This is a genomic window from Pseudomonas sp. SORT22 (assembly GCF_018417635.1).
Lineage (GTDB): Bacteria > Pseudomonadota > Gammaproteobacteria > Pseudomonadales > Pseudomonadaceae > Aquipseudomonas.
This window is the reverse complement of sequence record NZ_CP071007.1, coordinates 164,887-191,637: the sequence shown is the minus strand read 5'-3', so window position 1 is coordinate 191,637 and position 26,751 is coordinate 164,887. Positions and strand designations below refer to the sequence as shown.

Sequence of the window (26,751 nt, the reverse complement as noted above, 5' to 3'; positions counted from 1 at the left end):
CGCTTCAGCTACGCGGTTTAACCGTACCGCAGTCATTACCGAGCCACACTGCCCGGGTGTTCATACTGCCCTGCTGCTGCACACCGGACGCGTTGAAGGTACCGTTGACCTGGGTTGTGAACTCACGATCGCTGACGAACGTGGCTTCCCCATTGCCTTGGGCTTTCGGGCAGCTGAAGGTGAACTTCCAGACATTGCCGGTGCGCTCGGTGATCTTCTGGGTACAGCCAGACTTGGGATCCTGCAGCGGGATGTCATTGGTTTTTACCTGCTCCGGCGTCAGGCAAGAGCGCACACCTTGACCGGCGACGCTGATCCCTTGCTTGGCCAGGCCACCTTCGATCATCGCCCGTTGCTCCGGCGGCAGGTTCTTCAACTGACCGAGCATGAAGCCCATGTCTGGAAGCGGCTTGCCATCAACCTGCATGTTGCTGGTGGTCAGCTCCCAAAGGCCAGGTTGCAACATCTGCGCATGCACCAACGGGCTTGCCAGACCGAACATCAGTGCCAGCAGCGGCTGACGATTTTTCATGTAGTGACTCCTCGAAACTCCAGCCCCAAGCTGGAACACAGCTTAGACGTCAATTTGTGCTTTCGGTTGCAAGTGCTGCCATGAACATGCTCTGTTAGGGGTAGAGCCTTCGGACAGCAGGATGCGTATGGATTACCACAGCCCGTACTTCTTCGGTTACCTCATTGGCGTGATTCACTTGCTCGGGGCAATCGCCGCCTTGCACGCGGTGTTCACCGTACGCACCGCCCAGGGGGCAATTGCCTGGGCCTTATCGCTGCTGTTCATTCCCTACTTCACCCTTATTCCCTACCTGGTGTTTGGCAGCCGTACCTTCGACGCCTACATCCAGGCCCGGCGCCAGGCCAACCGTGAAATGCACGTGGCCATGGCCGATCTCAACTGGCGACCCTGGGTCGAAGAGGCCTTGGCAGCCCGCAATTCAGAATCCTATGGCGCGCTGCGGGCGATGCCCAAGCTGGGACGCATGCCGTGCCTGGCCAACAATCAGGTGCGTTTGCTGATCGACGGCAAGGCTACTTTCGACGCCATCTTTCACGCCATTGCCGGCGCACGCGACACGGTGCTGGTGCAGTTTTTCATTATTCACGACGATGAACTGGGGCGGCAGCTACAGGCCCTGCTGCTGAAAAAGGCCACCGAAGGCGTCAAGGTCTACGTGCTCTACGACAGCGTCGGCAGCCATGCCCTACCCTCCGCCTACAGCCATAAGCTGCGTGCAGGCGGCGTCAATATCCGCGCTTTCGCCACTCGCCGCGGCTGGTTCAACCGCTTCCAGGTCAACTTTCGCAACCACCGCAAAATCGTCGTGGTCGATGGCCTGCAGGGTTTTCTGGGTGGCCACAACGTTGGCGATGAGTACCTGGGTGGCAATCCCAAGCTCTCCCCTTGGCGTGATACTCACGTCCAGGTCAGCGGGCCAGTGCTGGCCTGCCTGCAGGAATCGTTCGCCGAGGACTGGTTCTGGGCGTCGCGCCAACTGCCGCCCTTGATCCTGCCGGACACCTACCCGGAAGATGGCGTGCTCTGCCAGGTATTGGCCAGCGGGCCGGCCGATCCGCAAGAAACTTGCTCGCTATTCTTCGTCGAAGCCATCCACTCGGCGCGCGAACGCCTGTGGATCACCAGCCCCTACTTCATCCCTGACGAAGCGGTGTTCGCAGCCCTGCGCCTTGCAGTGTTGCGCGGGGTAGATGTGCGCATCCTGATTCCTTCGCGTGCAGACCACCGTATCGTCTACGCCGCCTCCAGCCTGTTCGCCTTTGAGGCGGTGCGCGCCGGGGTGCGGATGTTTCGTTTCGAACCTGGATTCCTGCATCAGAAGGTGGTGCTGATCGACAACGAGATCAGCGCCATCGGCAGCGCCAACCTCGACAACCGATCGTTTCGCCTCAACTTCGAGATCATGTTGCTGACCGTAGACCGCGCATTTGCCGATCAGGTCGAAGCGATGCTCAGCCATGACTTCGACCAATCCCGGGAAATCACCGCCGAAGACAGCCGCGATACACATCGCCTGCAGCAGCTGGGGATGCGTATCGCCCGGCTGATTTCGCCGATTCTGTAAGGTGCTTTAACGGTAGAAGTCTTCGCGGGTCAGCGGCAAATCGTGGCTGCCATCGGCAAAGGGTTTGACCGCAAGGATCTGGTGCAAATTGATCCAGCCCCTGGCAAAGGCATAGGAGCAACCAGCCAGGTACAGGCGCCAGATGCGCAGGGCTTTCTCTGGCACCAGCGCGCCAGCCTTGTCCAGCTGTGCTTCGAGGCGGTTGCTCCAGTGCTCGAGGGTGCGCGCGTAATGCAGGCGCAGGCTTTCGACGTCGACAATCTCCAGCCCCGCTTCACTGATGCGTGCACTGATCATCGACAGGTGCGGCAGCTCGCCATGGGGGAACACGTAGCGCTCGATGAAGCTGCCCGCGCCGCGCCCGACCGGTCGCCCGTCGGTGTGCCTGGCGGTGATGCCATGGTTCATCACCAGGCCACCTTCGCGCACGGCGCCAAACAAGCGCTGGCAATACAGCGCCAGGTTGGCATGACCCACGTGTTCAAACATGCCGACACTCACCACCTTGTCGAAGCGACCGTCCTGGGGCAGGTCGCGATAATCGAGTATCTGCAGCTCAACCTGCCCTTCCAGGCCATCGGCCTTGACCCGCTCACGGCCGAGTTTGAGCTGCTCTTTGCTCAGAGTGATGCCGAACACCTTGGCACCGAACTCCCTGGCTGCGTAGCGCGCCAGCCCGCCCCAACCACAACCGACATCCAGCAGGTAGTCGCCCTTCTTCAAGCGCAGCTTGCGGCACAAGTGCTCGAACTTGTTCTGCTGGGCTTGCTCCAGGGTGTTGGTGGGCGATTTGAAATAGGCGCAGGAGTAGGCCATGTCGCTGTCCAGCCACAGCTGGTAGAAGGCGTTGGACAGGTCGTAGTGGTAGGAAATTGCTGCCGCATCGGTAGCCTTGTCATGCTCGGTGCGCACCGGCTGATCGTCTTCTTCATCCTTGAGCAAAGCCACGCTAAGTTCGTCACAGACGCGGATCACCTCACTGATGGAGCCCTCCAGTTCCAGCTTGCCTTCGACGAACGCTGCCCCCAACTCATCCAGGCTTGGATGGGTCAACTGAGTAATCAGCTGCGGGTCCTTGACCAGGATGGTCACCTGCGGCTTGGGCCCCAGATCGAACGCATTGCCATCCCAAAGTTTGAGTCGCAGTGGCAGTCGCAGGCTTTGCAGAACAGGTGGAAGTTGCGCAAGCATGAAATGAGCCTCCTTTTTTCATCGGACGTCTGCCCAAAAGGGTAGTTCATCTGCCGGAACTTTCAGCTTATGCCGACCATAGTCTGAGCCTATCTAGCCCGTTGCAGACCTTGCGCCGGGGGCTGGAACCTACGATTTATTGTATACAATCGAGCGATTTGCAGATTAGTCTTGGCGCCATTGTCGATTCTTCATCCTGGAGTACAACAATGAAAACCTATGATGTAGTAATCATTGGCGGCGGGCCTGGTGGGTACAACGCGGCTATTCGTGCCGGTCAACTGGGCTTGAGCGTGGCGTGCGTGGAAGGTCGTTCGACCCTCGGCGGCACTTGCCTTAACGTCGGCTGCATGCCGTCAAAGGCCCTGCTACATGCCTCCGAGTTGTATGAGGCGGCGGTTGGCAGCGAGTTCGCCAACCTCGGCATCGAGGTCAAACCGACCCTCAACCTTGCGCAGATGATGAAGCAGAAGGATGAGAGCGTCAGCGGCCTGACCAAGGGTATCGAGTTCCTGTTCCGCAAGAACAAGGTCGACTGGATCAAGGGCTGGGGCAAGCTCGATGGAGTTGGTCGGGTCAAGGTGACCGACGACCAGGGCGCGGTAACTGAGCTGGAGGCCAAGGACATCGTCATTGCCACTGGCTCCGAACCGACGCCGCTGCCTGGCGTGACCATCGACAACCAGCGCATCATCGACTCCACCGGCGCCCTGGCCCTGAGTGAAGTGCCCAAGCACCTGGTGGTAATCGGCGCCGGGGTCATCGGCCTGGAGCTGGGTTCGGTGTGGCGCCGGCTGGGCAGCCAGGTGACCGTGGTCGAGTACCTCGATCGCATCTGCCCCGGTACTGATGAAGAAGCGGCAAAAACCCTGCAACGCGCCCTGGCCAAGCAAGGCATGAAGTTCAAGCTCGGCAGCAAGGTCACCCAGGCCAGCGCTTCAGCGCAAGGGGTGAACCTGAGCCTGGAGCCTGCCGCAGGCGGCAGCGCCGAAACCCTCGAGGCCGACTACGTACTGGTTGCCATCGGCCGGCGCCCCTATACCCAGGGCCTTGGCCTGGAAAGCGTCGGCCTGGAAACCGACAAGCGCGGCATGCTCGCCAACCGGCACCACCGCACCAGCGTCCCGGGGGTGTGGGTAATTGGCGATGTCACCTCCGGAGCGATGCTCGCGCACAAGGCCGAGGACGAGGCTATCTCCTGCATCGAACAGATTGCCGGCAAGGCCCACGAGGTCAACTACAACCTGATTCCGGCGGTCATCTACACCCGCCCGGAACTGGCCAGCGTCGGCAAGACCGAAGAGCAGCTCAAGGCCGAAGGCCGCGAGTACAAGGTCGGCAAGTTCCCCTTCAGCGCCAACAGCCGGGCCAAGATCAACCACGAGACCGAAGGCTTCGCCAAGGTCCTCGCAGATGCCCGTACCGATGAAGTGTTGGGCGTGCACCTGGTTGGCCCAAGCGTCAGCGAGATGATCGGTGAGTATTGCGTGGCCATGGAGTTCAGCGCCTCGGCTGAAGACATCGCCCTCACCTGCCACCCGCACCCGACGCGCTCCGAAGCCCTGCGCCAGGCGGCGATGAACGTCGACGGCAAGGCGATGCAGGTCTGATCAGTCAGTCCGGTCGAACGGATGAAGCCGGCCTTCAAGGCTGAAGGCCGGCTTATCCACAATCAGGCCAGGGCAGCCTGTTGGTTTTCCACAGCCAGCAGGTCAAAACGCGAGGCCAGGAACGGGGTGATATCCAGCGGCAGGGTTTCCTGGTTCACGACCTTGTCGATCAGCACGCCAGTGATGGCCGAGGTAAGGATGCCGGTGCGAAAGTGTCCACAGGCATTCACGTAGCCACTGACTTCGCTGACCGGCCCCAGGATCGGCAGCTCGTCCGGCGAGCCCGGGCGCAAGCCGGCCCAGGTGCGCTTGAGGTTGATCTGCGCCAGCTCCGGCACGCAGCGCACCGCGCCCTGAACCAGGCCGTTGATCTCCGGGAAGGTGTTGCTGACGTCGAAGCCTTTGTCTTCGGTGGTGCTGCCGATCAGGATCTCACCGTTGTCCTTCTGCGCCATGTAGCAGTCGCTGGTGGTCAGGCAGCCTTGCAGCAGCTTGGGCATGCGCTCGGTGAGGATGATCTGGCCTTTGACCGGCTTGACCGGAATCCGCAGGCCCGTGGCCCACTCGCTCAAGTCTGCGGCCCAGGCGCCGGCGGCGTTGATCAGGGTATCGCAGTGAAAGGTGCCCTCTTCGGCGGTTTGCACGCCGCTGACCCGCGAACCCTGATGCAGCACACCCGTAATGTTGGTGTTGTGGAACAGGTCGACACCGTTCTGGCGCGCCGCCTCCATATAGGAATCAGCCAGGCGGAACGGGCTGACCTGGTGATCGCAGAGAAACTCCAGGGCACCATGGGCCTCATGGCTCACCGCAGGTTCGGCCTGGCGCAGGGCATCGCGGTCGAGCCAGCGCACCTGGTCGGCCAGGTGCGGGATCTGCGCAACGATGTGCTCGGCGTAGAGGCGGTCTTCATCGTCGTAAATCACGTACTTGAGGCCCGTGCGCTCGAACTTGAAGTCCATGCCGTGGCGCTCGATCAGCTCGCGGTGCAGCTGTGGATAAAGTGCGTTGGACTGCAAGGCAAAGTCGAAGAACGACTGCGGCAGGATGTGCGGCGTGCTCGAATCCACCGCCACTGCCGCGCCATGGGCTTCACGCTTGTGCTTGGCCGACATCATGCGAAAGAAGATTACCCCGCAGCCCAGGCCCACGGACTCACCAATGGCCCACAGGCCGCCGGCAGACGCGCGGGTGGCATTGCCCGGGCGCTTGGCATCGATCAGGGCGATCTTCAGGTTCTTGCGTTTGGACAGCTGGTAGGCGCAGGACGCACCGATCACACCGCCACCGGCGATGACCACATCATAGGTTCTGTTCATGCTTCAGGCTTCCGTGCCGAGTTGCTGGAATGCAGAGAATGGAATCGGGTCGATCGGGAAACGCGGCCGCAGCCAGCCGACATCGGCGCGTCCGGTCGCTTCGCGCAGGCGATCGCTGCAATAGCCGACGCACATGCGCCCCTGGCAGTCGCCCATGCTCACCCGGGTGCGCATCTTCAACCCGGCCATGTCCTCGACGCCCTGCTCCAGGGCGCGATCGATGTCGCTGCGGGTGACATGCTCGCAACGACAGATCACCGTGTCCGCCTGCGGCAGCTCGATCTGCTTGGTGCCGCGGTGGGTGTAGCGCTCTACCCCGGCGCGAAAGCGTTTGATCGCTGCCAGCTGGCCGAGGTATTTCTCGCGCAGTTCGATCGCCTCTTCTGCGTTGAGTACCTCCTGCTGCAGCAGGATCGAAACAGCCGCGATGCGCCCGGTGAGCATTGCCGCCTCACCACCACGGATGCCGCCCATGTCACCGGCCAGGTGGATGTGCGGCTGGCTGCTTTGCTGCCAGACGTTGCTTTCTGGACGCAGGTAGCCGTCTTCGTTGAAGCCATGGTCCAGGCCCAGTTGCTGGCTGAGCTGGGTGCGCGGGATAAAACCGTAGCCCACCGCCAGGGTTTGCGCCGGCTCGCGCTGGGCGCGGGAAAGGTCCGGCTGCCAATCGTCACCGTAGGGCGCCACGGTCACTTCAGCCAGCTCACCCTCACCCTTGGCTTCGACAATCCCCCAGCCGTAGTACATGGGGATGCCGTTGAGCTTCATGTAGCCAAGCATGCTCAGGCCATCGAGGAACAGCTGCGGCTTGTTCATCAGCGCCAGACTTTCACGGGCAATCTTGCTGAACGGGCAGGCTTCATAGACGCCGGCAACCTTCGCCCCGGCCGCGTGCAACTGGCAGGCCACCAACGGCAACAACGGCCCGGTGCCAGCGATCACGGTACTGCCCAGGGGTTTGACCACACCGCTTTTGATCTGCAACTGAAGCCCGCCGAGCAACATCACACCCGGCAAGGTCCAGCCGGCAAACGGGACGTTGCGCTCGTGGCAACCGGCCGACAGCAACAGATGGGAAAAATCGATTTCGTGCAGGGTTTCTTCGCCATCGAGTACCATCAGGCGCTGCTCGTCCCCACCGACCACACGGCTGTTCAGGCGCAGGTCGATGCGATCGGCGCAGGCGGCGAAGTCCTTGTGCAGTTTTTTCAGCGCCTTACTGTAGCGGGCACCCAGGTAGCCCAGGTCGACGCCGCTGCGCAGCGGTCCGCGAAACACCACGCCACCCGGGCGTGAGGCTTCATCAAACAACAGGCTCGAGACACCGTGCCTGGCCAGCTCGATCGCCGCTGCCATACCTGCCGAACCACCACCGACAATAACTGGACGCAAGCTCATGGTGCCTCCTGCCCGGCAAAACGGTTAGTCCCGGTTTCGACCCGCATGCCCGGCTGTACCTCGGTTTGGCAGGCGCGGCGCTTGGGCCGGCCGTTGATCGACACCAGGCAGCAATGGCACACGCCCATGCCGCAGAAAGCGCCGGTCAATTGTTGGTGATCGTTAAGCGCCACCTGGCGCAGGCCCACGGCGTTAAGCACGCTGAGCACGGTTTCACCGGCAGCGACCGCCACCGCCTGGCCGTTGAGTTCGATGGTCATGTCCGCCCGCGACAGGGGCTGGATATCTAGCTTTCGCTCCAGAGTCTGCATAGCTTTTCGTCCGTGAAAAAGAAACATGGACTGCGCACACTAAGCCAAGCGCGCGTCAGGACTATTGATCCAGGCCAGCTAAAGGGTCCGATTGCCGGACAAACTGGCAGTACTGCGCTCAGGCCATCGTCATGGACGCTGTCATCCACTCGTGGCACAGCTGTACATCAGGCACAACATTTGACCAGTTGCTCCCTGACAGTGACAGGATCGAGGGTCCAGGTGTCCATGTCGATCAGGCCCTCTTCGGTGAGGCGAACATGCAGCCGGTCCAGTACACGATCCAGGGTGCCATCGTCACGCCAGTCGCGAAAACGTTGATACACCGTCGACCAAGCGCCAAAGCGTTCCGGCAAGTCACGCCAGGCTGCGCCAGAGCAAAGAATCCAGAAGATGCCGTTGATCATCTGCCGGTCGTCATTACGAGGCCGGCCGGTCTTTTGTGTGGTTGAAACCAGATCCATGATCAATATCCACGCCGCATTGGGGAGTTCGTAGCGCCTAACCATTCGGGGCCTCCTGCCACTCGGGTTTACTTGTTGGTTACCAGGGAAGCTCTAATTGAATATCGTCCTGGATCTTTCTTTTGACCTTTACCGACAACCCGATCAAACGCACCGAGCGGCCCTCGCGCCTGGTGTCCCAGAGCAACCGGCACAGGGTGGTCACTGTCTCCTGACTGAGGGTGTTGGAAGCCGCCTCGGTCGACGAAATCGAGAAGTCCGAGAACTTGAGCTTTACCAGGTTTTTGATGATCAGGTAGTCATCGCCCATTTCGGAAATGCGTTCCCTCAGACCTTCCAGCAATCTGTCCAGCTCTTGCAGGCAGCTGGAAAAATCGTGGCAATCGAAGGGGAGTGTTCGTTCAATACCAATCGACTTGATGTGGGTTACTCGCTCTTCCTGCTCTTCTATTCCCTGACATCGCTCCCACACATAAAACCCATGCACGCCGAGGTAGCGCATGAGCAACGGGATTTTCTCTTCGGTGACGTGTTTGCATTGCCGACAGCCCAGGTTCTCAAGCACGGCGTAAGTTTTGGGACCAACGCCAGGAATCTTGCGTACATCAAGTTCATCGAGAAAGCCGCGGACATCCTTGGGCACGATGACAAACAGGCCATTGGGCTTTTGCACCTCGGAGGCGATTTTTGCCAAGTACTTCAACGGCGCGACTCCGGCAGAAGCCGTCAGCCCCAGCTCCTGCTCGATCGCAGCACGGATGTGCATGGCCATATGAGTTGCCGAGCCGTTGAATGCAGACTGACCGGTGACCTCGAGCGACGCCTCATCCAGTGACAGGAACTCAACCTTGTCGGTATAGCGTCGGAATATTGCATCGAGCCTTCGAGTCACGGCTTCATACACTTCAAACCGGGTCGGCAGCAGGACCAGATCCGGGCAGAGCCGTTGTGCCGTTGCAGTGGCGATACCACTTCTTACTCCATATTCCCTGGCCAGGTAGTTCGCAGTGCTGATCACCCCTCGCTCAGCCGCTGTCCCGCCCACGGCCACAGGGCGCCCAACCAGGTGCGGAGCATCCAGAAGTTCTACTGAGACAAAGAACGAGTCCATGTCGACATGGATGAATTTGCGCTCGTTCGTACCTTTGGTTGATTCCACCAATGGCGCCCTTGCACCTTTCAACATCAGCCAGTGGCCAGAACGTGAACCTGCAGGCTCACGCTGGCGTCATTGTTAAGGCATTGGTATACGCCTTGAATATGCGGAGCAAATTCCGGGTATTGGTTACTCAGTGCTTCAATGGCGCTCAGGTAGCGAATCAACGAGCTGTTCCAGCGTTCCCCAGGCGCGATGCACATAACCCCCGGCGGGTAAGGGATTACGCCTTCTGCGGCAATACAGCCTAAAGCTTGTTCGAGTGCGACCAATTGGTAGTTACCACGGATGAAAGCCTGCTGCGCCGCATAGGGCGTCAACTCGGCCTGCGCCGACGTCACCGAACTGAAAATGTCTGATTGCAGTTGCTCAATCTGATACTGCGAGAACAGGGTGTTGATGGCGCAGCACAATTCGCGCAGCGATAAATCGTTATAGCGAGCTTGGCCGCTTGCCAGTGAAGGTAACGCCTCAGCCACCGGGACTTCACCCTCGATCATCTGCTCAAGTTGCGCCAGAGTGTGCGCCAGGCGAGAGAGCTGCGCAGCCTCGGTAGAGGGCGAAACCAACAGGGTAACGTTGTAGAAGTCAGATTTCTCCGGAGTGAAATTCATCTCGCGCAGGTAGGCGGTGACGATACTCGCTGGAATAGCGGGCAACCCGCCCTGCTCGTCAGTGTGCAACTTGCGCGTTGTAAAGATGACCTTGCAAGGGTCCAGGTAGTGCAAGTCAGACTCGATCGGGCTGGCCCCCAGCGTCTCATGGCGAACCGGTTGAAACACTTGGGCATACACCTCCAGCGATGTATCGCCCTGCCCCGCCGGCAACCGCCTGTCGCCATAGTAAGGCTGAATAACACGGCAACGCTGGGCAACCTCGCGCCTGAAACCCATGGCCATTGCCACTGCCGCACTCCACGCGCGCTTGCCGTTGCCATTGGCATGGATCGCGGCATTGACTTCCAATGACATCAACAATGGATAGAACGGGCTGGTCGAGGCGTGCAGCATGAACGCGCTGTTGAATACCGATCGTGAGCAGTAGCGTGGCTGGTTACGTATGTGACTGTCTTTTTTATGGATCTGCGAGGTCTGGGACAGGCCTGACATCTGCTTGTGGACCGATTGCGTGACGATGATCCCCGGGCAATCCGCCGTCAGGGCAATGTTCAACGGCGAGCGCTGCGCCAGTAGCTCAACAAAAGGTTCGTAGCCCAACCAGGCGGAATCGAAGAGTACGTAGTCACACAGGTGACCAATCCGTTGCAGCAGAGCAGCGGCGTCGACCACAACGCCATCGCAGGTTGCGTGCTGAACAACTGCCAGACGAAATGGGCGCTGCTGCCGCGCCTTGGACGGATCGATACGGGCCGCCTTCAGGCGTAGTTGTTGCTCATCCAGGGCATGTCTTTTGTAGCCACCCAGCACGCCACACCCATCGCGGAAATTATCGAGGTATACCGGCCTGGCGGCACTTTGTACCAATGCGCCCAGGTACACCGACTTGTGGTTGTTGCGATCCATCAATACCAGATCGCCCGCAGCCAGCAACGCGCTGGTGACGACTTTGTTTGCGGTGGAAGTACCATTGAGCACGAAGTAGGTTTCATCGGCGTTGAACACTTCTGCGGCCAGCCGTTCAGCCTGGGCCACCGGACCTTCATGGCTGAGTACGTCACCCAGCTCGGGAGCCGCGTGCGGCACATCGACCTTGAATACCTCGCTGCCAAGCAATTGCTTGAAGCGCAGCCCGGCCGGATGCAGGTCCAGGCACTGGCCGCCCTGATGCCCGGGGCAAGCAAAGGTAGGCCGTTTGCGCGAGACAAACTCTGCGACTGCCGAGGTAAAAGGTGGCAGTGAAGCCAGGTCAAATGCCTTGGCAGTTTCAACTACCCGCGCAATATCGTGCGCACTCAGCGGTACCTGGAGCAAGGTTGGTTGAAGATCCGCAAGCACTGCCGGAAGTGCAGCGTACCCGTTGCCATGGAGCACAAACAGTGGCGTGCCCCAGGCCGCGACGCAATCGACCACATCTGCCGACAGCGCATCCTCAACGCACAGCACCAACGCCGATGCTGACGCCAACTGACCGCGCCCTGCAAATGTCCCAAGCGCCACGCCGGGAAGTGCTTCAATCCCGACTGCCGCACTACAAACAATCCTTGTCTGTAACATCTTTTTTTGCGCTCCAACCTAGCGGTGCAATACACAGCATGAACGTCATGCCAACAAACGTAGCCGGCCCCACAAGCAGAAACATAAGGCTGGCGATCAGCCCGGACACTGCATCACCAATAACCGCCGTGAAGTAGTACAGGGAAAAATTCTTGCCGACTTCATTGGGACTGGACAGCGTCTGGATATTGGTAATGATGGCAATATCAACAAAGGCGCCGACAAAACCCACGCACAGCAACAGAACTATAAACAGGTACGTATTGAACTGCAGGGCGACGGCAGCCAGTAAAAATAGCCCGCCATACAGTAACCAATAAATAATCACCGAGCGGGCGGTGGTTGACTTGTTGAGTGTTACATACAGCATGCCACCGATAACCGTACCGAAAGCCAGCAGGGAAAAGATATACCCCACCGCAGCCTCGGACTGAAAATGGTCCATAACCGATGCCGGCAATATGAAGCGAATAACCGACGTGGCAAACATTGCACACACGGTGGTGCAACAGATCACGGTAAACAGGGGTGTATTGAGCTTGCGTAAACTACCCACGCTGCGTGTGGTGTCCTTGTAGATTGCCCAAACATCGAAGCGCCCCTTCGAAGTTGTCACGCTCGAGACCAGGGTGGCGCTACAGGCGGCCGACAGCAACAAACTGACCGAGAAAAACGCAAACGCATAACTGGCATCGAGCACGATCGAAATCAGTGAAAATATCAACGGTCCGATAATCGAAGACACATCTTCGATCACTTGCACCCCGCTGTTTACCGACGCCAGATGGCCGTCGTCCACTATATCGGGGAAATAGGCACGAAAGCTCGGCGTGTACAGGCAATCAAGTGCGGTCATCACCATCGAGGCGATAATAACCACCGCCACCGTGGCCTCGGCAAATTCAAACAACACAAACAGCAGTGCGGCCACTACGCTTTTTAAAAGTTCTGCCGAAATCAGTGTGTGTTTTTTCTGCCGATGGTCTGCTAGCCAGCCACCAATCGGCGAAAACAATGCACTGGGCAAGTAACGAAAAAAGTACACCAGGCCAATCAGCAAAAAGTCGGCCTCAGTCAAGGTCACCACGGCCACTGCAAAGGCTGTTTCGAAAGCAAACTCACCGCATTTTGAAAAAAAGTAGGCGGCTGACAGCCGTTGTGTACCGTGGTTTAACGCTAGTGCCTGCATATCCATTGCCTGCTGGGTGGTTCTAGCCTGCGGAGTAGATTAACTCGTCCCGAGTAATGTCGCGTCCGTTGGCATTAAGCTTCTCGAAGACTATCTTTTTCAAGATGTTTTGTTCACTTTCAGGAATTAAGTAAAACATAATGTTGCTGTACCATAACCAACCCAGCCTGGTCAGTTCGAAGGTCGCATCCGTTTCAACTATCAGGTCGGCCTTGACCAGTTCCTGAACCCTGTCCAGTAGCCCTTGCGGCATCTGGCTCATCGCCACTTTGGATTTTTCGATTTCGCCGTGATACGGCAGGCGCAGTACCAGTGGCTTGACCAGATCAAGCACCGGAGCATGCTGGCTGACCTGGCAGACATAGTCACCTGCGGTCATCTTGGCGATGTATTGCTCACGCAATGAGGTGTTGGTAATCACATTTTCAGCCACCGACGAGATGGCGCCGACGCCGAAGCCCAGCAGGTCATGGTTTGTATAGCCATAGACGTGCTCGTGGTAAATGAACGAGTAGTCGCGGGTGATCAGAGGCGACGCTGCGCTCGCCTGGCGCACGTAGCCATGGCCGTTATACGGGACAAAACCCTTGTGGCGCATATGCTCGTCAATCATCAGCTTCATGTTCAGCTTGCGCATGGCCGGGAACACTTCCGCCGTACGCTCCCTGATTTGCTTGTGCAGCTTTACCGAGGTGGCGACATTGTTGATCGGGTAAATGTCGATATTGCTCAGGCCCAGTTCGACCGCTTTGTCGATGTCACACAGGGTCTGGTTTTCGTTACTGCCGTTCATCCCATACATGATGTCGCACAACACGTGCCTGAAGGTCGGCACCAGCAACGCGGCGGCGCGTTCGATTTCGCGGATGTCCTCATTCAGGTTAAACAGCTTGCGCCAGGTCGGGTCGATGGTCTGCAAACCGAAGCGGGCATGGGTCACGCCAATGTCCGCGAGTGCAAGGGTGCGTTCTCGGGTGACACTGGTGATATTGAACTCGAAGGAGAACTCTTCCACCGTCGACATATCGAAGTAGTGGTGTAATGCCTCACCGATGTCATAGATATTCCGCGGCGACAATAGCGACGGCGTTCCCCCGCCAAAGAAAATGGCCCTGACCGGTACTGCCTTGAAGTCGACCAAGCGCGATTTGTACTCAATTTCCTTGATCAGCGCCTTGGTGTAACGGTTAATATCCTCTTCGTTTTTGTACAAGCCGCGGGTGAACGGGCAGAACGAACAGATCGCTTCACAGAACGGAATATGAAAGTACAACGCCCGTGAGGTTGATTGGCTGTTGGCATGGTTCAGCAGCGTCGTCAGTTGTGTTTCACTGGGGCGAAACACGTCCAGTGATTGCGAAGGAAAAAAGAAATTGTACAAGGGGAACTGGTAATCGAACTTGACCATTCCGTTATTGACAAGTTTCATTCACCACCCCTTCTTCCACAAGCACATGACTGCCGCGCAGCAACGTGCGCGTCGTTATCTGCACTTCGTTGCCGAAGAAGCCCTGAATGCCTTCATTGATTGAGACATTGTTGGAACCGCAGGTATAAACGTCGATGCTGATGTAATGAGTTTCCGGGTAGGTGTGGTAGGACAGGTGCGACTCAGACAACAAGTACAGACCGGTAACGCCTTCACCTCCGGCACTGAACTTGTGCGTCAAATGGTCCAACACCGTGAAACGCGAACGTTGCAAGGTACCGAGGAAAAAGTTATGCAACGCCGGCGCGTCCTTCAACAAGCGTGCATCAGCACCGGTAATATCCCAAATAGTATGATAGCCAAAGTCGTCCATGAAGGTCGTTGCTCCTGTCCCTGAGAGGTCGAGTAAGTACAATTAAAAAGAGGGGGAAATTTCTTTCCCCCTCTTTTATCACGCTCTTACCACAAGCAAACACCCTTGGTGGTAACGCCAGTCACTTCAGTTTGAAACAGGTCAATTGCAGAGTTCATAATACATTCCTTGTTTAAGATTTTGAGTTGGCCTGTAACAGCAGGCGTCACAAAACTAGCAGGAAGTATTTCGCGGAAAAGTCGAAATTTGTAAATAAATCTTTCTAAGCGAGTTACACTTTAAATATCGCCGACGTTTCCAAACAATTAGCTAACGTGCTGCCTTCAAGATGCTCCATGGAAATGGGCATTGGCTACCGCTCCACTCACAGTGAAGTAGTCCTTTTCGCACAAGCATAGGCGGGGAAGAAGATGCGAAAAAAAGTGTGTCTGACGCGAGGTCGAGTATTTTTCTGGCACGCCGAATCGCTCACGTAGCACAAAAAACCGAACGATTGGCTACGAACAAGCGAGTCGATTTCAGCACTGCTGATCAACAGGCAGCGTCCGGAATCAGCCGCTGCCTGAGAATCAGAAACCAGGCCCCTGCTCCCATCACTGTCAGGAAAAGGGACCAGGCACAGCACTCGTTACTCGACAGTTACCGATTTCGCCAGGTTACGCGGCTGGTCAACGTCGGTACCCTTGAGCACAGCGACGTAGTAAGACAGCAACTGCAGCGGAATGGTGTAGAGGATCGGCGCCAGGGCGTCGATGATGTGCGGCACGGCGATCACGTGGGTGCCTTCGCCATTGCTCATGCCTGCCTGTTCGTCGGCGAAGACGATCAGCTCGCCGCCACGGGCACGCACTTCCTGCAGGTTGGACTTGAGCTTTTCCAGCAGCTCGTTGTTCGGCGCCACGGTGACTACTGGCATGTCGCTGTCGACCAGCGCCAGCGGGCCATGCTTGAGCTCGCCGGCCGGGTAGGCTTCGGCGTGGATGTAGGAGATCTCTTTGAGTTTGAGCGCACCTTCCATGGCTACCGGGAATTGCGCGCCGCGGCCCAGGAACAGAGTGTGGTGCTTGTCGGCGAACAGTTCGGCGGTCTTCTCAACGATCGCATCCATGGCCAGGGCTTCGCCCAGGCGAGTTGGCAGGCGACGCAGCTCTTCCACCAGCTCCGCTTCGACGCCTGCAGCCAGGGTGCCGCGCACCTGGCCCAGGGACAGGGTCAGCAGCATCAGCGAGACCAACTGGGTGGTGAAGGCCTTGGTCGAGGCCACGCCGATTTCCGGGCCGGCCTGGGTCAGCAGGGTCAGGTCCGACTCGCGCACCAGCGAGCTGATGCCGACGTTGCAGATCGCCAGGCTGCCGAGGAAGCCCAGCTCCTTGGCGTTGCGTAGGGCCGCGAGGGTGTCGGCGGTTTCACCCGACTGCGAGATCGAGACGAACAGGGTGTCCGGCTGCACCACAACCTTGCGGTAGCGGAACTCGCTGGCGACTTCGACCTGGCAAGGGATACCGGCCAGGCTTTCCAGCCAGTAACGGGCAACCATGCCGGCGTGGTAGCTGGTGCCGCAGGCAACGATCTGTACATTGCGCACCTTGGCGAACAGCTCGGCAGCTTGCGGGCCGAAGGCCTGGACCATGACGTGGTCCTTGCCCAGGCGGCCTTCCAGGGTGCGTTGCACCACGGTTGGTTGCTCGTGGATTTCCTTGAGCATGAAGTGACGGTAGGCGCCCTTGTCGGCAGCTTCGGCACCTTCGTGGTACTGCACGGTCTCGCGCTGCACTGCAGTGCCGGCGACGTCCCAGATGGTGACCTGGTCGCGGCGAATTTCGGCGATGTCGCCCTCTTCCAGGTACATGAAGCGGTCGGTAACCTGGCGCAGGGCCAACTGGTCGGAAGCCAGGAAGTTCTCACCGTGGCCCAGGCCGATTACCAGCGGGCTGCCGCTGCGAGCGGCCAGCAAACGGTCAGGCTGCTTGGCGCTGATCACGGCCAGGCCGTAGGCGCCATGCAGTTGCTTGACTGTAGCCTTGAGGGCATCGGCCAGGTCCGGCAAGGTTTTGAGGGTGTGCGCCAGCAGGTGAACGATCACCTCGGTGTCGGTCTCGGAGCTGAAGACGTAACCCAGGCCCTTGAGCTGTTCACGCAGTTCTTCGTGGTTCTCGATGATGCCGTTGTGCACCACTGCCAGTTCATGACCAGAGAAATGCGGGTGGGCATTGTGTTCGGTTGGCGCGCCGTGAGTCGCCCAACGGGTGTGGGCGATACCCAGGTTGCCAGCCAGCGGTTCGGCGGCAACGGCGGCTTCCAGCTCGCTGACCTTGCCGATACGGCGACGGCGCTCAAGGTTACCCTGCTGGGTGAAGACGGCCAGACCTGCGCTGTCATAGCCGCGGTACTCGAGGCGCTTGAGGCCTTCGATCAGAATGGTTGTGATGTTACGTTCGGCGACGGCACCAACGATTCCACACATTATTCATGCTCCTGGGTGATAGCGGCGCAAATCACGTTGATGCCGCGGGCTTCAATCTGTACGCGTGCCTCATGGGGCAGGCGCTCATCGGTAATCAGGGTGTTGACGCTGCTCCAGGGCAGCTCAAGGTTGGGAATCTTGCGCCCGACCTTGTCGGACTCGACCATGACGATCACTTCCCGGGCGACTTCAGCCATCACCCGGCTCAGGCCCAGCAGTTCGTTGAACGTGGTGGTGCCGCGCGCCAGGTCAATGCCGTCGGCGCCAATGAACAGTTGGTCGAAGTCGTATGAGCGTAGTACCTGCTCGGCCACCTGGCCTTGGAACGATTCGGAATGCGGGTCCCAGGTACCGCCGGTCATCAACAGTACCGGCTCATGCTCCAGCTCGCTAAGGGCGCGGGCCACATTCAACGAGTTGGTCATGACCACCAGGCCCGGTTGATGACCCAGCTGCGGGATCATCGCGGCGGTGGTGCTGCCGCTGTCGATGATGATGCGGGCATGTTCGCGGATACGGCTTACGGCAGCCTTGGCGATCGCTTGTTTATAAAGCGAAACCGGCTGGCCCTGTTCGGTAAACAGTTCCTGCGGCAGGGTCACTGCCCCACCGTAGCGGCGCAACAGCAGGCCATTGGCTTCGAGGGCTGCGAGGTCCTTGCGAATGGTCACTTCGGAGGTTTCGAAACGCTTGGCCAAGGCGTCGACGCTCACCTCGCCCTGCTCATTGAGCAAAGCCAGGATGTTATGACGTCGTTGGGGGGTGTTACGTTTCGACATGGCGCGCTTAAGTTTCGATTCGAAAGATAATGATGCCAATCAAAACCTATAGTGGCTGATGCGTCAAGAACAGCGGAGAAAAAATCTTCCTGTGAATAACTTGCCTAGCAGCAAAATTTTATCCACAGAACGAAAAAGGCCGACTTATGCACAATACAGTCGGCCCTTTCTGTTAGCTGTGAGTAACTCAGCTCTTTTTGAGCTTCTCCGGCCGCTTCCAGCCATCGATGTTGCGCTGACGCGCTCGACCGACTGCCAGCTGCGCCGCCTCGACGTTCTGAGTAATGGTCGAACCGGCGGCAGTGGTAGCGCCGTCGAGGATATCCACAGGCGCGACCAATGAGTTGTTCGAACCGATGAATACGTCTGCGCCAAGTACTGTCTTGAACTTGTTGGCGCCATCGTAGTTGCAGGTGATGGTACCGGCACCGATGTTGGTGCGTGCGCCGACCTCGGCATCGCCCAGATAAGTCAGGTGACCGGCCTTGGCGCCTTCACCGAGGTGGGCGTTCTTCAGTTCAACAAAGTTACCCACATGGGCGCGAGCGTCGAGAACGCTGCCAGGGCGCAGGCGGGCAAACGGGCCGGCATCGCTGCCCTCACCCATGATTGCGCCTTCCAGGTGGCTGTTGGCTTTGACCACCACGCCTTTGCGCAGGGTGCTGTTCTTGATCACGCAGTTCGGGCCGATGACCACGTCGTCTTCGATCACCACGCGGCCTTCAAGGATCACGTTGATATCGATGAGCACATCGCGACCAACGGTCACCTCACCGCGCACATCGAAGCGCGCCGGGTCACGCAGGGTCACACCCTGGGCCATCAGACTGCGGCCTGCGCGCAACTGGTAGTGACGCTCCAGCTCGGCAAGCTGACGACGGTCATTGGCGCCCTGCACTTCCATCGGGTCCAGCGGCTGCTCGGTCGCGACCACCAGGCCATCGGCTACAGCCATGGCGATGACGTCAGTGAGGTAGTACTCGCCCTGGGCGTTGTTGTTCGACAGACGGCCCAGCCAGTCAGCCAGGCGCGCGCCCGGGACGGCGAGAATACCGGTGTTGCCTTCCTTGATGGCTTTCTGTGCGTCGCTGGCATCTTTGTGCTCGACGATCGCTGCCACCTGGCCCTGCGCATCACGGACAATACGGCCATAACCGGTCGGATCATCGAGGGTCACAGTCAGCAGGCCGAGCTGCTGTGGGGTGACCTTGGCAAGCAGGCGCTTGAGGGTATCGACTTCGATCAGCGGAACGTCACCGTAAAGGATCAGTACGGTTTCGGCGCTCAACGCCGGCAGTGCCTGGGCGACGGCGTGGCCGGTACCCAGTTGCTTGTCCTGGAGGACAAAATTAAGGTCATCGGCGGCCAGGCGCTCACGTACCAGCTCCGCACCGTGCCCGATCACCACATGAATGCCCTGCGGCTGCAACTGGCGGGCGCTGTGGATAACATGGCCGAGCATGGAGTCGCCGGCGACCGGATGCAGTACCTTGGGCAGCGCCGAGCGCATGCGGGTACCTTGGCCGGCGGCGAGAATTACGATATCGAGAGACATTGACTGGCTACCAATCCTGGAAGGTCAGCGCTGTGACCAGAAGAAGAAATTCGGAAAAAGAAAAAGGGTAGCCGAGGCTACCCTTTAACTCAATCGCAACAGAAAGTGATCGGCGAGTGCCGGTTACTTCATTTTGCGAATTTGCTGGACGGTACGCAGCTGGGCTGCGGCCTCGGCCAGACGTGCGGCAGCGGCGCCGTAGTCGAACTCCGCGCCTTTTTCGTTCAGGGCGTTCTCGGCAGCCTTGAGGGCTTCCTGAGCCTGAGCTTCATCCAGGTCGCTGGCACGTTGCACGGTATCGGCAAGCACCTTGACCATGTTCGGCTGAACCTCGAGGAAACCACCAGAGATGTAGAACACCTCTTGGGCGCCACCCTGCTTGGTCAGCGTGATCGGACCTGGCTTCAGATTAGTGATCAGCGGGGCGTGGCCTGGAGCGATACCAAGATCACCCAGGTTGCCGTGCGCAATCACCATCTCGACCAGACCGGAGAAAATTTCCCCTTCCGCGCTGACGATATCGCAATGGACTGTCATAGCCATCTGCTTGCCTCAACCTGATTAGCGCCCCTTGCGGGGCGCCGGGATTACAGTTTCTTGGCTTTCTCGACGGCTTCTTCGATGCTGCCGACCATGTAGAACGCTTGTTCTGGCAGGTGGTCGTAGTCACCTTTGAGGATGCCGCTGAAGCCTGCAATGGTGTCTTTCAGGGAAACGTATTTGCCTGGAGAACCGGTGAAGACTTCGGCCACGAAGAACGGCTGGGACAGGAAGCGCTGGATCTTACGAGCGCGCGATACCAGCTGCTTGTCGGCTTCGGACAGTTCGTCCATACCGAGGATGGCGATGATGTCCTTCAGCTCTTTGTAGCGCTGCAGAACATACTGAACGCCACGAGCGGTGTCGTAGTGCTCGTTGCCGATCACGTTCGGGTCCAGCTGGCGCGAAGTCGAGTCCAGTGGATCGACCGCTGGGTAGATACCCAGGGAGGCGATGTCACGGGACAGTACGACGGTAGCGTCCAAGTGGGCGAAGGTGGTCGCTGGCGACGGGTCGGTCAGGTCGTCCGCAGGTACGTATACGGCCTGGATCGAGGTGATCGAACCTTCCTTGGTCGAAGTGATACGCTCTTGCAGAACGCCCATCTCTTCAGCCAGGGTCGGCTGGTAACCTACTGCCGAAGGCATACGGCCCAGCAGTGCGGATACTTCGGTACCGGCCAGGGTGTAACGATAGATGTTGTCGACGAACAGCAGAACGTCGTTACCTTCGTCACGGAACTTCTCAGCCATGGTCAGGCCGGTCAGCGCTACGCGCAGACGGTTTCCTGGTGGCTCGTTCATCTGACCGTAGACCAGCGCTACCTTGTCGAGAACGTTGGAGTCCTTCATCTCGTGGTAGAAGTCGTTACCCTCACGAGTACGCTCACCCACACCGGCGAACACGGAATAACCGCTGTGCTCGATGGCGATGTTACGGATCAGTTCCATCATGTTTACGGTTTTGCCTACACCGGCACCACCGAACAGACCGACTTTACCACCCTTGGCGAACGGGCAAACCAGGTCGATAACCTTGATGCCGGTTTCCAGCAGGTCGTTGCCGCCTGCCTGGTCAGCGAACGAAGGAGCGTCGCGGTGGATACCCCAGCGCTCTTCTTCACCAATCGGGCCAGCTTCGTCGATCGGGTTACCCAGTACGTCCATGATCCGGCCCAGGGTCGCTTTACCGACTGGTACGGAGATGGCTGCGCCGGTGTCTGTAACGTCCAGACCGCGCTTCAAGCCTTCGGTCGAGCCCATCGCAATGGTACGAACCACGCCGTCGCCCAGCTGCTGCTGAACTTCCAGGGTGGTTTCCGCGCCTACTACTTTCAGCGCGTTGTAAACACTCGGCACGGCGTCACGTGGGAATTCCACGTCGATGACGGCGCCGATGATTTGAACGATACGTCCGCTACTCATAGCTGGATCCTCTGAATATTTGAACCGTTAAACCGCGGCAGCGCCGCCGACGATTTCCGAGATCTCTTGGGTGATCGCAGCCTGACGCGCCTTGTTGTAGATCAGCTGCAATTCGCTGATCAGGTCACCGGCGTTGTCGGTGGCGTTCTTCATCGCGATCATCCGGGCAGCTTGTTCAGCTGCGTTGTTCTCGACCACCGCCTGGTAGACCTGCGACTCCACGTAACGCACCATCAGGCCGTCCAGCAGCTCTTTGGCGTCAGGTTCGTAGAGGTAGTCCCAGTGGTGCTTGAGTTCTTGATCCGGGGTTGCAACCAACGGAATCAACTGCTCGACCGTTGGGGTTTGCGTCATGGTATTGACGAACTTGTTCGATACCACGGACAGACGATCGATACGACCATCCAGGTAAGCGTCCAGCATGACCTTGACGCTGCCGATCAGATCATTGATCGACGGCTCTTCGCCCAGGTGGCTGATCGCTGCAACGACGTTACCGCCGAAGCTGCGGAAAAACGCCGCACCCTTGCTGCCAACCACGCAAAGATCGATCTCGATACCTTGCTCGCGGTTGACCGCCATGTCCTTGACCAGGGCCTTGAACAGGTTGGTGTTCAAGCCACCGCACAGACCACGGTCACTGCTCACGACGACATAACCGACGCGCTTTACTTCGCGTTCGATCATGAAGGGGTGGCGGTATTCCGGGTTGGCGTTGGCCAGATGACCGATAACCTGGCGGATACGCTCCGCGTAAGGACGGCTAGCAGCCATGCGCATTTGTGCCTTGCGCATTTTACTGACCGCCACTTTTTCCATGGCGCTGGTAATTTTTTGCGTGCTTTTGATGCTCGCAATCTTACTGCGAATCTCTTTTGCGCCTGCCATGTAACACCTATCAGGTTAGCAAGCGGGGGCCGCAAAGCCCCCGCTGCGGCTTACCAGGTTTGGGTGGCCTTGAACTTCTCGATACCGGCTTTGATGCCAGCGTCGATTTCGTCGTTGAAGTCACCCTTCACGTTGATCTTCGCCATCAGTTCGGCGTGATCACGGTTGAAGTAAGCGATCAGTGCTTGTTCGAAGCTACCGATCTTGGCGATTTCAACGTCGGTCAGGAACCCACGCTCAGCGGCATACAGCGACAGCGCCATGTCCGCGATGGACATTGGAGCGTATTGCTTCTGCTTCATCAGCTCGGTAACACGTTGACCGTGTTCGAGTTGCTTACGGGTGGCTTCGTCCAGGTCAGAAGCGAACTGGGCGAATGCCGCCAGTTCACGGTACTGAGCCAGAGCGGTACGGATACCACCGGAGAGCTTCTTGATGATCTTGGTCTGAGCGGCACCACCCACACGGGATACCGAAACACCGGCGTTCACTGCAGGGCGGATGCCCGAGTTGAACATGGCCGATTCCAGGAAGATCTGACCGTCGGTGATGGAAATCACGTTGGTCGGAACGAACGCGGAAACGTCGCCAGCCTGGGTTTCGATGATCGGCAGTGCGGTCAGGGAACCGGTCTTGCCAGTTACAGCACCGTTGGTGAACTTCTCGACGTACTCTTCGGAAACGCGCGATGCACGCTCCAGCAGACGGGAGTGGAGATAGAACACGTCACCTGGGTACGCTTCACGTCCTGGTGGACGGCGCAGCAGCAGGGAGATCTGACGGTAGGCAACGGCCTGCTTGGACAGGTCATCGTATACGATCAGCGCGTCTTCACCGCGGTCACGGAAGAACTCGCCCATGGTGCAACCGGCGTATGGCGCCAGGAATTGCAGTGCGGCGGATTCCGAAGCACTGGCAACCACCACGATGGTGTTGGCCAGGGCGCCGTTTTCTTCCAGCTTGCGAACGATGTTGGCAACGGTGGAACGCTTCTGGCCGACAGCAACATAAACACAGAAAATACCGGAGTCTTTCTGGTTGATGATGGCGTCGATCGCCATGGCGGTCTTACCGATCTGACGGTCACCGATGATCAGCTCGCGCTGGCCACGGCCGACCGGGATCATGGCGTCGACGGATTTGTAGCCAGTCTGTACAGGCTGGTCTACCGACTTACGCCAGATCACGCCCGGAGCAACTTTCTCGACCGCGTCGGTCTCGGTGTTGCCCAGTGGGCCTTTGCCGTCGATTGGGTTGCCCAGTGCGTCAACAACGCGACCCAGCAGTTCCTTACCAACTGGAACTTCGAGGATGCGGCCGGTGCACTTGGCGCTCATGCCTTCAGCGAGGGTGTCGTAGGCGCCCAGGATTACCGCACCAACGGAGTCTTGCTCCAGGTTGAGGGCCATACCGAACACGCCACCTGGAAACTCGATCATTTCGCCGTACATGACGTCGGCCAGACCGTGAATCCGCACGATACCGTCAGAAACGCTGACGACGGTACCCTCGTTGCGGGCTTGGGAGGTCACGTCGAGTTTCTCGATGCGACCCTTGATGATTTCACTAATTTCGGAAGGATTGAGTTGCTGCATTGCTCTGCTGCCCCTTCAAACTCAAGATTTCAATGCTTCGGCCAGTTTCGCGATTTTGCCGCGAACCGAGCCATCGATTACCAGGTCGCCGGCGCGGATCACGACACCACCGATAAGGGAGGCGTCCTCCGTCGCATGCAGGCGCACTTCCCGGCTGAGCCGTGCACTGAGAACCTTGGCGAGTTTGTCTTGCTGTTCTTGGTCCAACGCAAAAGCACTAGTGACTTCCACGTCCACGGATTTCTCTTGTTCAGCCTTGTACAGGTCGAACAAAGCCGAAATCTCCGGCAACAGCAGGAGACGGTCGTTTTCCGCGGCAACATGAATGAAATTCTGTGCCTGTGCATCGAACTTGTCACCGCACACGTCAATAAACGTGGCGGCCTTTTCTGCGCTCGTCAGTCGCGGGGCCTTGAGCAGGCGCTGCATCGTGTCGTCTTCCGACACTGCAGCAGCCAGGCCGAGCATGGCTGACCAATTGGCCAGTTGCTGATGGGCCTGGGCGTGCTCAAAGGCCGCCTTAGCGTAAGGTCGGGCCAACGTGGTCAGTTCTGCCATGATCGCCCTCGCTTAAATTTCAGCGGCCAGTTTATTAACCAGCTCCGCATGCGCGTTTTGATCGATTGTGGCGCCAAGGATCTTTTCAGCACCGCCGACAGCCAGCAGACCCACTTGGGCACGCAGGGCGTCTTTGACACCGTTAATTTCCTGTTCGATCTCGGCCTGAGCCTGAGCCTTCACACGGTCAGCTTCGACGCGGGCCTGATCACGGGCTTCCTCGACGATCTGAGCACCGCGCTTCTTGGCTTGCTCAATGATTTCGGCTGCCTGAGCTTTCGCTTCGCGCAGTTGCTGACCCGCTTTGTCTTGGGCCAACTCCAGGTCGCGAGCTGCTCGGTTGGCAGCGTCCAGTCCATCCGCGATCTTCTTCTGACGTTCTTGCAATGCCGCGATGACCGGAGGCCACACGAACTTCATGCAGAACAGCACAAAAATGAAGAACGCAACGGACTGACCAATCAGGGTTGCATTAATGTTCACGCCAACACCTCGCTCGTTCTTTGTCCATCACACCAAACCACTCGAGAATTCGAGTGATTAGCCGGCGATTTGACCAACGAAGGGATTAGCGAAGGTGAAGAACAGAGCGATACCAACACCGATCATGGTTACGGCGTCGAGCAGACCGGCAACGATGAACATTTTAACTTGCAGCATTGGAACCATCTCTGGCTGACGAGCAGCGCCTTCCAGGAACTTGCCGCCCAGCAGGCCGAAACCAATGGCGGTACCCAGAGCACCCAGGCCGATCAGCAGAGCAACAGCGATAGCGGTAAGACCAACTACAGTTTCCATCTTTCCTCCCGACTTTTACGTCGTATTGGTTAGGTTTTTTAGTTTGAAGCGGTAAAACAAAATCGTTTGGTACAGCTGCCCTTGCGGACTTTTTCGACCCTCCCCCGTGCTGGCGGAAGGGTCATCAGACACGCCAGGCGGTCTTAATGGTTATCTTCGTGAGCCATCGACAGGTAGACGATGGTAAGCATCATGAAGATGAACGCTTGCAGGGTGATGATCAGGATGTGGAACACAGCCCACGCCCACTGCAGCACCACGCCCAGGCCGCTGAGCCAGAGCAGGCCGCTGCCGAACATCACGGCAATCAGGATGAACACCAGCTCGCCGGCATACATGTTGCCGAACAGACGCAGGGCCAGCGAGATTGGCTTGGCAATCAGGGTGACGAATTCGAGCAGGAAGTTGACCGGAATCAGCAGGATCTGAACGAAGATGTTCTTGCTGCCGAACGGGTGCAGGGTCAGTTCGCCGAGGAAGCCGCCGATGCCCTTGACCTTGATGCTGTAGAAAATGATCAGGGCGAACACGCTGAAGGCCATGGCCAGGGTCGCGTTCGGGTCGGTGGTCGAAACGGCACGGAACGGAATGTGCGGATCACCGGAGATCAGGATGGCCAGCTGTGGAATCCAGTCGACCGGGATCAGGTCGACGGCGTTCATCAGGAAGACCCAGACGAAAATGGTCAGCGCCAGTGGGGCGATCACCGGGCTGCGGCCGTGGAAGCTGTCCTTGACGCTGCCGTCGACGAACTCAACCAGCACTTCTACGAAGTTCTGCAGGCCGCCAGGCTGGCCGGAAGTCGCCTTCTTGGCTGCCATGCGGAACAGGAATACGAACAGCAGACCCAGTGCGACCGACCAACCCAGGGTGTCCAGGTGGAAAGCCCAGAAGCCCATTGCCTTGGCTTCTGCTGCGGAATGGGCAAAGCCCCAACCGCCGTCTGGTAGTTGACCGAAGGTCAGGTTCTGCAAGTGGTGCTGGATATAGCCCGAAGCGGTTTCTGCTGCCATGGTTGCCTCAAACGCCCTAAGGTCTCGAAAGTCTTATATTCATCAGCAGGGGCGCGAACCAGCTGACCAACTGGGTCAGCAGAAAGACACCGAAGACTGCTAACGGCGCCAATGGCTTCACTCCTGCAAACGTCAGTGCAAAAAGCACTGCCGTCAAAATCAATTTGCCTGCCTCGCCAGCGTAGAACGACTTGACGATGGCCTGCGCTGCCCTGGCTCCGGTATACCGAAAAGCCTTCCAGGCGAAATACACATTCGGCAGCCAGGCAATCAGCCCTCCGCAGAGTGCCGAATATCCACTGACCGCCCCGTGCCACTGCCACAACGCCAAAGTTGCCAGCAGAAACACGACACATTGAGCCAACAGTACCGGAAAAACCGCCCAGCGATGGAAAGGCAAGCGGTTTGGCGTGCGGGTTTCCAT

At 58.4% G+C, this 26,751-nt stretch carries 24 protein-coding genes and 1 pseudogene; 2 read left to right on the top strand and 23 right to left on the bottom strand.

Features of this window, described 5'->3' with window-relative positions; translation table 11 throughout:
* Positions 1-4: 4 nt before the first annotated feature.
* The gene (locus JYG36_RS00860; protein WP_213602849.1) at positions 5-532 is read right to left on the bottom strand and encodes a DUF3617 domain-containing protein; all 528 of its coding nucleotides are present in this window, start codon (positions 530-532) and stop codon (positions 5-7) included.
* A 127-nt stretch (positions 533-659) separates the two neighbouring features.
* Here JYG36_RS00860 and cls point away from each other — a divergent pair, with 127 nt between their 5' ends.
* Complete coding sequence (gene cls / locus JYG36_RS00855; RefSeq protein ID WP_213602847.1) at positions 660-2,099, top strand: cardiolipin synthase; 1,440 nt, start codon at positions 660-662, stop codon at positions 2,097-2,099.
* Positions 2,100-2,105: 6 nt separating this feature from the next.
* On the opposite strand, the gene cfaB is transcribed toward cls, so the two are convergent.
* Entirely contained in the window at positions 2,106-3,290 is a 1,185-nt protein-coding gene (gene cfaB, locus JYG36_RS00850; RefSeq protein WP_093377830.1) for a C17 cyclopropane fatty acid synthase CfaB, read from the bottom strand.
* 209 nt (positions 3,291-3,499) lie between these two features.
* Between cfaB and lpdA the strand changes: the two genes are divergently transcribed.
* A complete protein-coding gene (gene lpdA, locus JYG36_RS00845) occupies positions 3,500-4,900 on the top strand; it encodes a dihydrolipoyl dehydrogenase (RefSeq protein ID WP_213602845.1) in 1,401 nt (466 codons plus the stop codon).
* Between the two features lie 62 nt (positions 4,901-4,962).
* Here the strand turns inward: lpdA and hcnC are convergent, their stop codons facing one another.
* The 21 genes and pseudogenes from hcnC to JYG36_RS00740 all read right to left on the bottom strand — a co-directional run bounded on the left by hcnC (position 4,963) and on the right by JYG36_RS00740 (position 26,751).
* A complete protein-coding gene (hcnC, locus tag JYG36_RS00840; protein WP_093377819.1) occupies positions 4,963-6,219 on the bottom strand; it encodes a cyanide-forming glycine dehydrogenase subunit HcnC in 1,257 nt (418 codons plus the stop codon).
* Positions 6,220-6,222: 3 nt separating this feature from the next.
* Positions 6,223-7,617 (bottom strand): cyanide-forming glycine dehydrogenase subunit HcnB, encoded by a 1,395-nt coding sequence (gene hcnB / locus JYG36_RS00835; RefSeq protein ID WP_213602843.1) that lies wholly within the window; start codon positions 7,615-7,617, stop codon positions 6,223-6,225.
* Positions 7,614-7,928, bottom strand: coding sequence for a cyanide-forming glycine dehydrogenase subunit HcnA (gene hcnA, locus JYG36_RS00830; protein ID WP_093377810.1), 315 nt, complete (start codon positions 7,926-7,928; stop codon positions 7,614-7,616). The genes hcnB and hcnA overlap by 4 nt, the downstream gene beginning before the upstream one ends.
* Before the next feature lie 194 nt (positions 7,929-8,122).
* Positions 8,123-8,437 (bottom strand): annotated as a pseudogene (locus tag JYG36_RS00825) (transposase); the annotation flags it as partial.
* A 34-nt stretch (positions 8,438-8,471) separates the two neighbouring features.
* Complete coding sequence (dinB, locus tag JYG36_RS00820; RefSeq protein WP_249744387.1) at positions 8,472-9,551, bottom strand: DNA polymerase IV; 1,080 nt, start codon at positions 9,549-9,551, stop codon at positions 8,472-8,474.
* Between the two features lie 26 nt (positions 9,552-9,577).
* Positions 9,578-11,722, bottom strand: coding sequence for an Orn/Lys/Arg family decarboxylase (locus JYG36_RS00815; RefSeq protein WP_213602841.1), 2,145 nt, complete (start codon positions 11,720-11,722; stop codon positions 9,578-9,580).
* On the bottom strand, positions 11,697-12,911 hold the full coding sequence (locus JYG36_RS00810; protein ID WP_093377795.1) for an MFS transporter: 1,215 nt from the start codon (positions 12,909-12,911) through the stop codon (positions 11,697-11,699). Before JYG36_RS00810 ends, JYG36_RS00815 begins: the two co-directional genes overlap by 26 nt.
* Positions 12,912-12,933: 22 nt before the next feature.
* Entirely contained in the window at positions 12,934-14,340 is a 1,407-nt protein-coding gene (locus tag JYG36_RS00805; RefSeq protein WP_213602839.1) for a coproporphyrinogen-III oxidase family protein, read from the bottom strand.
* Positions 14,324-14,713, bottom strand: a complete 390-nt coding sequence (gene speD / locus JYG36_RS00800) for an adenosylmethionine decarboxylase (protein ID WP_045199423.1) — start codon at positions 14,711-14,713, stop codon at positions 14,324-14,326. Before speD ends, JYG36_RS00805 begins: the two co-directional genes overlap by 17 nt.
* Positions 14,714-15,341: 628 nt before the next feature.
* Positions 15,342-17,177: a glutamine--fructose-6-phosphate transaminase (isomerizing) gene (gene glmS / locus JYG36_RS00795; protein ID WP_093377784.1), complete on the bottom strand. Its 1,836-nt coding sequence runs from the start codon at positions 17,175-17,177 to the stop codon at positions 15,342-15,344.
* A complete protein-coding gene (locus JYG36_RS00790; protein WP_213602837.1) occupies positions 17,177-17,956 on the bottom strand; it encodes a DeoR/GlpR family DNA-binding transcription regulator in 780 nt (259 codons plus the stop codon). Before JYG36_RS00790 ends, glmS begins: the two co-directional genes overlap by 1 nt.
* A gap of 187 nt (positions 17,957-18,143) precedes the next feature.
* Positions 18,144-19,511, bottom strand: a complete 1,368-nt coding sequence (gene glmU, locus JYG36_RS00785; RefSeq protein WP_093377778.1) for a bifunctional UDP-N-acetylglucosamine diphosphorylase/glucosamine-1-phosphate N-acetyltransferase GlmU — start codon at positions 19,509-19,511, stop codon at positions 18,144-18,146.
* Positions 19,512-19,634: 123 nt separating this feature from the next.
* Positions 19,635-20,054, bottom strand: a complete 420-nt coding sequence (locus tag JYG36_RS00780) for a F0F1 ATP synthase subunit epsilon (protein ID WP_045199415.1) — start codon at positions 20,052-20,054, stop codon at positions 19,635-19,637.
* 44 nt (positions 20,055-20,098) lie between these two features.
* The gene (gene atpD / locus JYG36_RS00775; RefSeq protein ID WP_045199413.1) at positions 20,099-21,475 is read right to left on the bottom strand and encodes a F0F1 ATP synthase subunit beta; all 1,377 of its coding nucleotides are present in this window, start codon (positions 21,473-21,475) and stop codon (positions 20,099-20,101) included.
* 27 nt (positions 21,476-21,502) lie between these two features.
* Positions 21,503-22,363, bottom strand: coding sequence for a F0F1 ATP synthase subunit gamma (gene atpG, locus JYG36_RS00770; RefSeq protein ID WP_045199412.1), 861 nt, complete (start codon positions 22,361-22,363; stop codon positions 21,503-21,505).
* Between the two features lie 50 nt (positions 22,364-22,413).
* Entirely contained in the window at positions 22,414-23,958 is a 1,545-nt protein-coding gene (gene atpA / locus JYG36_RS00765) for a F0F1 ATP synthase subunit alpha (RefSeq protein ID WP_010222735.1), read from the bottom strand.
* Positions 23,959-23,979: 21 nt separating this feature from the next.
* A complete protein-coding gene (locus tag JYG36_RS00760) occupies positions 23,980-24,516 on the bottom strand; it encodes a F0F1 ATP synthase subunit delta (protein ID WP_045199409.1) in 537 nt (178 codons plus the stop codon).
* A gap of 12 nt (positions 24,517-24,528) precedes the next feature.
* Positions 24,529-24,999, bottom strand: a complete 471-nt coding sequence (locus JYG36_RS00755) for a F0F1 ATP synthase subunit B (RefSeq protein ID WP_010222733.1) — start codon at positions 24,997-24,999, stop codon at positions 24,529-24,531.
* A gap of 57 nt (positions 25,000-25,056) precedes the next feature.
* Positions 25,057-25,314 (bottom strand): F0F1 ATP synthase subunit C, encoded by a 258-nt coding sequence (atpE, locus tag JYG36_RS00750; protein WP_003097235.1) that lies wholly within the window; start codon positions 25,312-25,314, stop codon positions 25,057-25,059.
* A 143-nt stretch (positions 25,315-25,457) separates the two neighbouring features.
* Positions 25,458-26,327 carry a F0F1 ATP synthase subunit A gene (gene atpB, locus JYG36_RS00745; RefSeq protein ID WP_045199403.1) on the bottom strand — a complete coding sequence of 290 codons (870 nt, stop codon included), beginning with the start codon at positions 26,325-26,327 and terminating at the stop codon, positions 25,458-25,460.
* A gap of 16 nt (positions 26,328-26,343) precedes the next feature.
* On the bottom strand, positions 26,344-26,751 hold the full coding sequence (locus JYG36_RS00740) for a F0F1 ATP synthase subunit I (RefSeq protein ID WP_010222722.1): 408 nt from the start codon (positions 26,749-26,751) through the stop codon (positions 26,344-26,346).

What these genes read in the sequence shown, in the direction of transcription:
- JYG36_RS00860 (WP_213602849.1), bottom strand. Translation starts at nt 532, where the DNA reads ATGAAAAATCGTCAGCCGCTGCTGGCACTGATGTTCGGTCTGGCAAGC.
- cls (WP_213602847.1), top strand. Translation starts at nt 660, where the DNA reads ATGGATTACCACAGCCCGTACTTCTTCGGTTACCTCATTGGCGTGATT.
- cfaB (WP_093377830.1), bottom strand. Translation starts at nt 3,290, where the DNA reads ATGCTTGCGCAACTTCCACCTGTTCTGCAAAGCCTGCGACTGCCACTG.
- lpdA (WP_213602845.1), top strand. Translation starts at nt 3,500, where the DNA reads ATGAAAACCTATGATGTAGTAATCATTGGCGGCGGGCCTGGTGGGTAC.
- hcnC (WP_093377819.1), bottom strand. Translation starts at nt 6,219, where the DNA reads ATGAACAGAACCTATGATGTGGTCATCGCCGGTGGCGGTGTGATCGGT.
- hcnB (WP_213602843.1), bottom strand. Translation starts at nt 7,617, where the DNA reads ATGAGCTTGCGTCCAGTTATTGTCGGTGGTGGTTCGGCAGGTATGGCA.
- hcnA (WP_093377810.1), bottom strand. Translation starts at nt 7,928, where the DNA reads ATGCAGACTCTGGAGCGAAAGCTAGATATCCAGCCCCTGTCGCGGGCG.
- JYG36_RS00815 (WP_213602841.1), bottom strand. Translation starts at nt 11,722, where the DNA reads ATGTTACAGACAAGGATTGTTTGTAGTGCGGCAGTCGGGATTGAAGCA.
- JYG36_RS00810 (WP_093377795.1), bottom strand. Translation starts at nt 12,911, where the DNA reads ATGCAGGCACTAGCGTTAAACCACGGTACACAACGGCTGTCAGCCGCC.
- JYG36_RS00805 (WP_213602839.1), bottom strand. Translation starts at nt 14,340, where the DNA reads ATGAAACTTGTCAATAACGGAATGGTCAAGTTCGATTACCAGTTCCCC.
- speD (WP_045199423.1), bottom strand. Translation starts at nt 14,713, where the DNA reads ATGGACGACTTTGGCTATCATACTATTTGGGATATTACCGGTGCTGAT.
- glmS (WP_093377784.1), bottom strand. Translation starts at nt 17,177, where the DNA reads ATGTGTGGAATCGTTGGTGCCGTCGCCGAACGTAACATCACAACCATT.
- JYG36_RS00790 (WP_213602837.1), bottom strand. Translation starts at nt 17,956, where the DNA reads ATGTCGAAACGTAACACCCCCCAACGACGTCATAACATCCTGGCTTTG.
- glmU (WP_093377778.1), bottom strand. Translation starts at nt 19,511, where the DNA reads ATGTCTCTCGATATCGTAATTCTCGCCGCCGGCCAAGGTACCCGCATG.
- JYG36_RS00780 (WP_045199415.1), bottom strand. Translation starts at nt 20,054, where the DNA reads ATGGCTATGACAGTCCATTGCGATATCGTCAGCGCGGAAGGGGAAATT.
- atpD (WP_045199413.1), bottom strand. Translation starts at nt 21,475, where the DNA reads ATGAGTAGCGGACGTATCGTTCAAATCATCGGCGCCGTCATCGACGTG.
- atpG (WP_045199412.1), bottom strand. Translation starts at nt 22,363, where the DNA reads ATGGCAGGCGCAAAAGAGATTCGCAGTAAGATTGCGAGCATCAAAAGC.
- atpA (WP_010222735.1), bottom strand. Translation starts at nt 23,958, where the DNA reads ATGCAGCAACTCAATCCTTCCGAAATTAGTGAAATCATCAAGGGTCGC.
- JYG36_RS00760 (WP_045199409.1), bottom strand. Translation starts at nt 24,516, where the DNA reads ATGGCAGAACTGACCACGTTGGCCCGACCTTACGCTAAGGCGGCCTTT.
- atpE (WP_003097235.1), bottom strand. Translation starts at nt 25,314, where the DNA reads ATGGAAACTGTAGTTGGTCTTACCGCTATCGCTGTTGCTCTGCTGATC.
- atpB (WP_045199403.1), bottom strand. Translation starts at nt 26,327, where the DNA reads ATGGCAGCAGAAACCGCTTCGGGCTATATCCAGCACCACTTGCAGAAC.
- JYG36_RS00740 (WP_010222722.1), bottom strand. Translation starts at nt 26,751, where the DNA reads ATGGAAACCCGCACGCCAAACCGCTTGCCTTTCCATCGCTGGGCGGTT.